Source organism: Pedobacter sp. 01T416_2, from assembly GCF_056398925.1.
In genome coordinates this window covers 1-4030 of sequence record NZ_JBFTQI010000550.1, presented here as the reverse complement: position 1 = coordinate 4030, position 4030 = coordinate 1, and the positions used below count along the sequence as shown (strand labels likewise).

The window sequence follows — 4030 nt, the reverse complement described above, 5'->3', positions numbered from 1 at the left end:
AAATTACCATCAGCGATGAGGATCTGGAACAGGTATTGTCTTTTTTCAAGGCGATGCAGGTAAAGAAAAACGAAATCATGATCAGCCCTAGCGAAACGAGTCAACGCATTTATTTTGTTGACAAAGGCTGCTTGAGGATTTTTTTTCTAACAGAAGGTGGTACTGAAGCTACCAGGCATTTTGCTTTCGAAAAGCAGTTTGCCACGGCTTTGGTCAGTTTTATTACCAACGAAATTTCAAAGGAGTTTGTGCAGGCCATAGAAGATACCGACCTGTATTACATTTCGCAAAAGGACTTCTATCATCTGCTTAAAATCATCCCTCAGTGGGAGAAACTTTACCGCCATTATTTGGAATATGCCTATGTAACCAATACCAACCGCTTAATGTCGTTTATTACGCTCGATGCCACCGAGCGTTACCGCCAGCTGCTTGCGCAAAATCCAGGTGTGGTAATGCGCATGCCGAATAAAATGGTTGCCTCTTATTTAAATATCTCACAAGAAACTTTAAGCAGATTAAAATCAAAAGCATAAATTCAGTTAATTTTAGCGCATCATTCTATTTGTGTTTTTAGTGCCTTTGCGGTCAAAAAAACAGCAAATCGGTTATCGTAAAATTTCCTTAAATCTTCTACTCTAAACTTTAAAACAAAATCGGTATTTTTGCCGCTCAATTTAGATTACAATATATGTTAAGAACAGTAACTTGTGGTGCATTAAACCTAAATAACTTAGGCGAAAGTGTTACGCTATGTGGTTGGGTACAAAAATCAAGAGATTTAGGCGGTATGACTTTTATAGACATCCGCGATCGTTATGGCATTACTCAGTTGGTTTTTAACATGGATGATAATCGTGAACTTTGTGAAGCAGCACGTTCATTAGGCCGCGAATTTGTAATTAAAGCAATTGGTACCGTTGTAGAAAGAAGCAACAAAAACCCAAAAATGGTAACCGGTGATGTGGAGATTAAAATTTCTGCTTTGGAAATTTTAAATGCAGCAAAATTACCTCCGTTTATGATTGATGACGAAACTGATGGTGGTGATGAGTTGCGCATGAAATACCGTTATTTGGATTTACGCCGTAACCCGGTTCGCAATAACCTGGTTTTGCGCCATAAAATGGCACAGTCGGTTCGCCGTTATTTAGATGCTTTAGATTTTATCGAGGTGGAAACACCTGTTTTAATTAAATCTACACCAGAAGGTGCGAGAGATTTCGTGGTGCCTAGCCGCATGAACGAAGGCGAGTTTTATGCTTTGCCTCAATCGCCGCAAACCTTCAAACAATTGTTGATGGTTTCGGGTTTCGACCGCTATTTCCAGATTGTAAAATGTTTTAGAGATGAAGATTTAAGAGCCGACCGTCAGCCTGAGTTTACCCAGATTGATTGCGAAATGTCTTTCATCGAACAAGAAGATATATTAAATACTTTTGAGGGTCTGATCCGTACTTTATTTAAAGAAGTACGCAATTACGACTTACCGGAAGTACCGCGTATGCAATATGCAGATGCGATGCGTTTATACGGTTCTGATAAACCTGACACCCGTTTTGCAATGCAGTTTGTAGAGCTTAACCACCTGGTAAAAGGTAAGGGTTTCCCGGTTTTCGATAATGCAGAATTGGTAGTGGGTATCAATGCAAAAGGCGCTGCAAATTATACACGTAAGCAGTTAGATGAATTAACCGATTTCATCAAACGCCCGCAGATTGGTGCTACAGGCTTGATTTATGCCCGCCACAATGATGATGGGACCATTAAATCTTCAGTAGATAAATTCTTCAACGAAGAAGATCTTAAACAATGGAGTGAGGTTTTTGAAACAGAAAAAGGCGATTTATTATTGATTTTAGCTGGTTCAACAGATAAAGTACGTAAACAGTTAAATGAACTTCGTTTAGAAATGGGCAACCGCTTAGGTTTACGCGATAAAAACACATTCTCTGCCCTATGGGTATTGGATTTTCCGTTGTTAGAGTGGGATGAGGAAACAGAGCGTTACCATGCCATGCACCACCCCTTCACTTCGCCTAAACCAGAAGATATTGCCTTATTAGATACCGATCCTAAAAACGTACGTGCTAATGCTTACGATATGGTAATCAACGGAACTGAAGTTGGTGGCGGATCGATCCGTATTCACGATAGAGCATTACAGGCTTTAATGTTTAAACATTTAGGTTTTAGTGCAGAAGAAGCACAAAAACAATTTGGTTTCTTAATGGATGCCTTTGAGTTTGGTGCACCTCCACATGGCGGTATTGCCTTTGGTTTCGATCGTTTAACCTCAATTTTCGCAGGTTTAGATTCAATCCGTGATGTGATTGCTTTCCCTAAAAACAACTCGGGCAGAGATGTAATGATCGATAGTCCGAGTACTATTGACGAGAAGCAATTGAAAGAATTAAAGATTAAAACAGATTTATAGATTCATTAGTTCACTGGTCATTGGTTCATTGGGCTGAGAGCAGAAATAGCATAGTCATAAAACAAGGTTTACAACGGCTAAGTTTTTAATCAAGAAAGCCTCAGAATTTAGAATCCTGAGGCTTTTGATTTAATATCATTTGGCAATTGCTAACGARTGAACCAATGGCTAATGAACCATTGAACTAATACGTTTCACTATCAGGCGGGATGCCGTAGTCTACAAATTTCTTTTCTTTTTTCTCTTTCTTTTTTCCCAACCAGCTCTTCACAGAATTAAAGATTGCCGACAAATGTTCCGCATCAAGCGATTTACCAATTTTTCCTGAAACCAGACCTACAGCCGCTTTGGTTAAAAAACCAGCACCTCTAAATAGGGTTTTATTCATAAACATCGGCAAAAGCAACGACATGGCGGTTCCACTAATATTTAATTTTTCATCGGCTTTAAACAGGTTACTTGGCGTAGCATACCGCTTTATCAGCGCGCCTAAGGTAAATTGTTTAAAATAAGCTTTCGTATCCGATTTAAGCATATTCTGCTTAAGGGTGTACTCAACCTTAAGTTCTAATTTTCTAGCCTGCAGGTCTTCTAGGTTACGGATGTCTTTATACCTTTTCATCTTCCTCCTTATCTGCAAGTTTATCAAAGTATCTCCTAATGGCTACATTAATAATTGCCTTCTCTATATACTTATTCTTGGTTAAATAAACAATTATTGCCAATAGAATATAAAACAAGGAAACGCAGCCAAAGCCTCCGGCATAGCTACCCAAAAGACCAGACAGATAAAGTGCCAAAGTTACCGAGCCAAATAAAAAGGCCAATATAAAACAAACTATAACTGCCGTACTGGTTACTAAATCGGCAAAAACTTTAGAAACTTTTTCTACCAGATAAAGTCTGGTATATTCAGCCCTGGCCTCTAAAAAGCCTTTAGCATCGTCTACAAGATCTTCGATACTTTTATCTTTATTTTCCTGCATAATTCAGATGATATTTAACCGGGCAATTGCCCGGCTATGCAATATTTATTTATTACGCGTGCTCCACGTCGTCGCTGTATTCTCCTTCTACGCTTCTTAGTTTCGTTTTGATCGAGCTTACCACTTTATCCTTTAAGCTGGCAAGGTGGTTAATTTCATCAGCAGCTTTATCTTTGATAGAATCGCCCAAGTCTTTTAGAGATTGGCTTAATTTATCGCGGGTTTCATCACCTTTATCTGGTGCGAATAAAATTCCTAGAGCCGCACCAGCAGCTAATCCTGCTAAAAGCGCAACTACAACTTTTGAGTTATCATTCATAATTAATGTATTTTAAGGGTTTAACAATTATGTACAATATAAAACTACTACATTATTTATTGTTAAGCTATATTTATAACTCCGTATGCTCATTATTTGTTTTAATTCTTTCCAATCTTTCTGATGCAAGCGTACTGGTTTCGTAAATCTTAACGAGCAATATAAAATAAGATAATAGTAGCGGGCCAAAAACAAGGCCCAATATTCCAAATAAAGGGATACCAATAATTACGCCAATTACTGTAATTATAGGGTGAATATTACCAACTTTTTTTGCAATAATAAACC

General features: G+C 38.1%; 5 protein-coding genes and 1 pseudogene. 2 read left to right on the top strand and 4 right to left on the bottom strand.

The features are described from left to right. Both AC1DPQ_RS20055 and aspS read left to right on the top strand, forming a co-directional pair. The coding region (locus AC1DPQ_RS20055; protein WP_477610664.1) for a Crp/Fnr family transcriptional regulator at positions 1-536 on the top strand (536 nt) is incomplete at its 5' end. A 155-nt stretch (positions 537-691) separates the two neighbouring features. Continuing rightward, a complete protein-coding gene (gene aspS, locus AC1DPQ_RS20050; protein WP_477610663.1) occupies positions 692-2437 on the top strand; it encodes an aspartate--tRNA ligase in 1746 nt (581 codons plus the stop codon). Between the two features lie 184 nt (positions 2438-2621). On the opposite strand, the gene AC1DPQ_RS20045 is transcribed toward aspS, so the two are convergent. The 4 genes and pseudogenes from AC1DPQ_RS20045 to AC1DPQ_RS20030 form a co-directional block, all read right to left on the bottom strand. Then, positions 2622-3059: a hypothetical protein gene (locus AC1DPQ_RS20045; RefSeq protein ID WP_215165636.1), complete on the bottom strand. Its 438-nt coding sequence runs from the start codon at positions 3057-3059 to the stop codon at positions 2622-2624. Then, the gene (locus tag AC1DPQ_RS20040) at positions 3046-3423 is read right to left on the bottom strand and encodes a hypothetical protein (RefSeq protein ID WP_029276839.1); all 378 of its coding nucleotides are present in this window, start codon (positions 3421-3423) and stop codon (positions 3046-3048) included. Before AC1DPQ_RS20040 ends, AC1DPQ_RS20045 begins: the two co-directional genes overlap by 14 nt. 52 nt (positions 3424-3475) lie before the next feature. Continuing rightward, on the bottom strand, positions 3476-3742 hold the full coding sequence (locus AC1DPQ_RS20035; protein WP_029276837.1) for a YtxH domain-containing protein: 267 nt from the start codon (positions 3740-3742) through the stop codon (positions 3476-3478). Between the two features lie 73 nt (positions 3743-3815). Beyond that, positions 3816-4030: pseudogene (locus AC1DPQ_RS20030) on the bottom strand (AI-2E family transporter); the annotation flags it as partial.

Coding starts and splice junctions, on each gene's coding strand:
- AC1DPQ_RS20040 (WP_029276839.1), bottom strand. CDS start 3,423: ATGCAGGAAAATAAAGATAAAAGTATCGAAGATCTTGTAGACGATGCT.
- AC1DPQ_RS20045 (WP_215165636.1), bottom strand. CDS start 3,059: ATGAAAAGGTATAAAGACATCCGTAACCTAGAAGACCTGCAGGCTAGA.
- AC1DPQ_RS20035 (WP_029276837.1), bottom strand. CDS start 3,742: ATGAATGATAACTCAAAAGTTGTAGTTGCGCTTTTAGCAGGATTAGCT.
- aspS (WP_477610663.1), top strand. CDS start 692: ATGTTAAGAACAGTAACTTGTGGTGCATTAAACCTAAATAACTTAGGC.